Origin of the sequence: Actinoplanes sp. NPDC051411, assembly GCF_040682075.1 — a bacterium.
Classification (GTDB): domain Bacteria; phylum Actinomycetota; class Actinomycetes; order Mycobacteriales; family Micromonosporaceae; genus Actinoplanes.
In genome coordinates this window covers 1-2,907 of record NZ_JBFBAD010000270.1, presented here as the reverse complement: position 1 = coordinate 2,907, position 2,907 = coordinate 1, and the positions used below count along the sequence as shown (strand labels likewise).

At 69.5% G+C, this 2,907-nt stretch carries 2 protein-coding genes; both read left to right on the top strand.

Translation table 11 applies throughout. The features are described 5' to 3' along the window. Window positions 1–1,187: FAD-linked oxidase C-terminal domain-containing protein (locus tag AB0M88_RS53080; protein ID WP_364116252.1), on the top strand; the 1,187-nt coding region annotated here is incomplete at its 5' end. A 188-nt stretch (window positions 1,188–1,375) separates the two neighbouring features. Further along, window positions 1,376–2,740: a UDP-glucose/GDP-mannose dehydrogenase family protein gene (locus AB0M88_RS53075; protein WP_364116249.1), complete on the top strand. Its 1,365-nt coding sequence runs from the start codon at window positions 1,376–1,378 to the stop codon at window positions 2,738–2,740. Window positions 2,741–2,907: the final 167 nt, after the last annotated feature.

Here is a 2,907-nt window from a genome sequence, read left to right as displayed (position 1 = left end):
TGTCGCCTTCTGACTCAGGAGTCATCACCATGCCGAACGACCGGGACGGCGAGCACGCCGGCGGCAGCATCGTCGACACCCCGCGCGCCAACATGGTCGCGGTAGTGCAGCCGGGCGTGGTCAACGACGATCTGAAGGCGGCGGTCGCCGAGCACGGCCTGTGGTACCCGCCGGATCCGGCCAGCGCGCCCTGGTCGACGATCGGCGGCAACGTGGCGACCAACGCCGGCGGGCTCTGCTGCCTGAAGTACGGCGTGACCCGCGATTACGTGCTGGCGCTGGAGGCGGTCGTCGGCGGCCCGGCGGGCGAGTACGGCACGGCGGTGCGACTCGGGCACAACACCACGAAGGGTGTCGCCGGATACGACCTGACGGCACTCTTCGTAGGCTCGGAGGGAACACTCGGTGTGATCACGGAGGTCACGCTGCGCCTGCGCCCGGCGCGGCGCGAGCCACCGCGTACGGTCGTGGGGGCCTTCGCCGACGTCGTGGCCGCCGGCCGGGCGGTGGCCGAGACCACCCGCCGCGGTCTCCTCCCGGCCGCGCTGGAGCTTCTCGACCGGATGACGCTGCGGGCGGTCGAGGACTGGAAGCATCTGGGCCTCGAGGTCGACGCCGAGGCGCTGCTGCTCGCCCAGATCGACAGCCCGGGTGCCGCGGGCGACGAGGAGGCCGCCGCGGTGGCCGGGGCGTTCCGGTCCGCGGGTGCGATCTGGGCCGAGCAGTCGACCGACGAGTTCGAGGCCGAGGCCCTGTTCGCGGCCCGCCGCCTGGCCTACCCGGCGCTGGAGCGGCTCTCCCCGGTGCTGACCGAGGACGTGTGCGTGCCGCGCTCGGCGGTGCCCGGGATGCTGACCCTGATCGGCGAGATCGGTGAGCGGCACGATGTCCGGATCGCGTCGATCGCGCACGCCGGGGACGGCAACCTGCACCCGCTGATCATGGTGCCGGCCGGCGACGACGCGGCCCGGGAGGCGGCCCAGGCGGCGTTCGAGGAGATCCTCGGCGCGGCGATCGCGGCCGGCGGCACGGTGACCGGCGAACACGGCGTAGGGCTGCTCAAACGCGGCGGAATGCACCGGGAATTGTCGCCGTCGGTGCTGGCCTTGCAACGGGCCGTCAAAGCGACGCTCGACCCGATAAATCTTTTCAATCCGGGGAAAGTGATCGGCGACCCCGGTGAATGATGCGAATGCCCCGGGTGACTCGTTTACGCCGCGTAGTTTGGATGGTCACGCGCTTTTCGGCGCCGGGCCACGCTGCCGGCAATGTGTATCATCTGCCGTTGTTTACAGGAGCGACGCGAGTGCCTGCGGTCCCCCCTGACGACCGGCGGCCGGGCCGGACGCCCACAGGCGCGCAGAGGAGCGGATACATGAAGGTTTGCGTTGTCGGCACCGGATATGTCGGTCTGACCACCGGGGTCAGTCTCGCCTTCCTGGGACACGACGTGACCTGCGTCGAAATCGATCAGAACAAGGTCGACATGCTTCGGGCCGGGCGTTGCCCGATCTACGAGCCCGGCATGGAGGACCTGCTGTCCGAGGCGGCGCCAAAACTGAATTTCACCACCAGTTTCGCCGAGGGCGTGCCGGGCGCCGATGTGGTGTTCGTCGCCGTGCAGACGCCGTCTTCCCCGGACGGCAGCCCCGACCTGCGTTATCTCCGCACTGCCGCCGAGACCGTGGCCCAGCATCTCGATCACACGTTCACCGTGGTGGTCAACAAGTCGACCGTTCCCATCGGCAGCGGTAACTGGGTCGACGCGATTCTGCGCGACTCCTTCGCGCAGTGCGAGGACCGTCGCGAGGGTTGTGAATTCGCGGTCGCGTCCAATCCGGAGTTCCTGCGCGAGGGCAATGCGATCCACGACACGCTCTACCCCGACCGGATCGTGATCGGCTCGGACAACCCGCGCAGTCTCGAGGTCCTCAACCAGCTCTACCGCCCGATCATCAACCAGACGTTCACCGCGCCCGGTTTCCTGCCCCGCCCGGACGACATGGCGGCCGTCCCGCTGGTCTCCACCGACCTGGCCTCGGCCGAGCTGATCAAGTACGCGGCCAACGCGTTCCTCGCCCTGAAGATCAGCTACGTCAACGAGATCGGCCAGCTGGCGGGCAAGGTCGGCGCCGACATCACCGAGGTGGCCCGGGGCATCGGCCTCGACGACCGGATCGGCTCGCGCTTCCTGGAGCCGGGCGTCGGCTGGGGCGGTTCCTGCTTCGGCAAGGACACCAAGGCCCTGATCGCCACCGCCGGCGAATACAACTACGAGATGCCGATCGTCCGCGCGGCCCGCGACGTCAACGAGCGGCAGCGGGTGATCGCGGTCGAGCGGCTGCAGGACGAGCTGCGCATCCTCAAGGGCCGGCGCATCGGCCTGCTCGGCCTGGCCTTCAAGCCGAACACCGACGACCTGCGTGACTCGCCGACGGTCGACATCGCGAAGCTGCTGATCGCCCGGGGCGCGCGGGTGCGGCTGCACGACCCGATCGCCGGTGAGCGTTTCCGCCGGGAATACCCGGAGCTCGCTCCCCATCTCACCGAGACGATCGACGGCCTGTTCGACGACTGCGACGCGGTCGTGCTGGTCACCAAGTGGGCGCAATATCTGGAGATGGACTGGTCGAAGTTCGTCGGCCTGATGCGCACGCCGATCCTGCTCGACGGCCGGCACGCGCTCGACGCCGAGCGCATGACCCGCCTGGGGTACCGCTACCTGGCGATCTCCGGCTGACACGGTTACCGGGCCGCCCGGGACCGGATCGATTGATCCGGCCCCGGGCGGCTTTCGTGCGTTTAGAGTCGGTTCATATGTTCGGCCAATCCAGCGCGGCCCGGGGCGGCGCCGGCCCCCCCCGCCGGGGTAAGTGCCTGACGCCCCGCGGGGAACCCCCCCAATAG

Coding starts and splice junctions, on each gene's coding strand:
- AB0M88_RS53075 (WP_364116249.1), top strand. CDS start 1,376: ATGAAGGTTTGCGTTGTCGGCACCGGATATGTCGGTCTGACCACCGGG.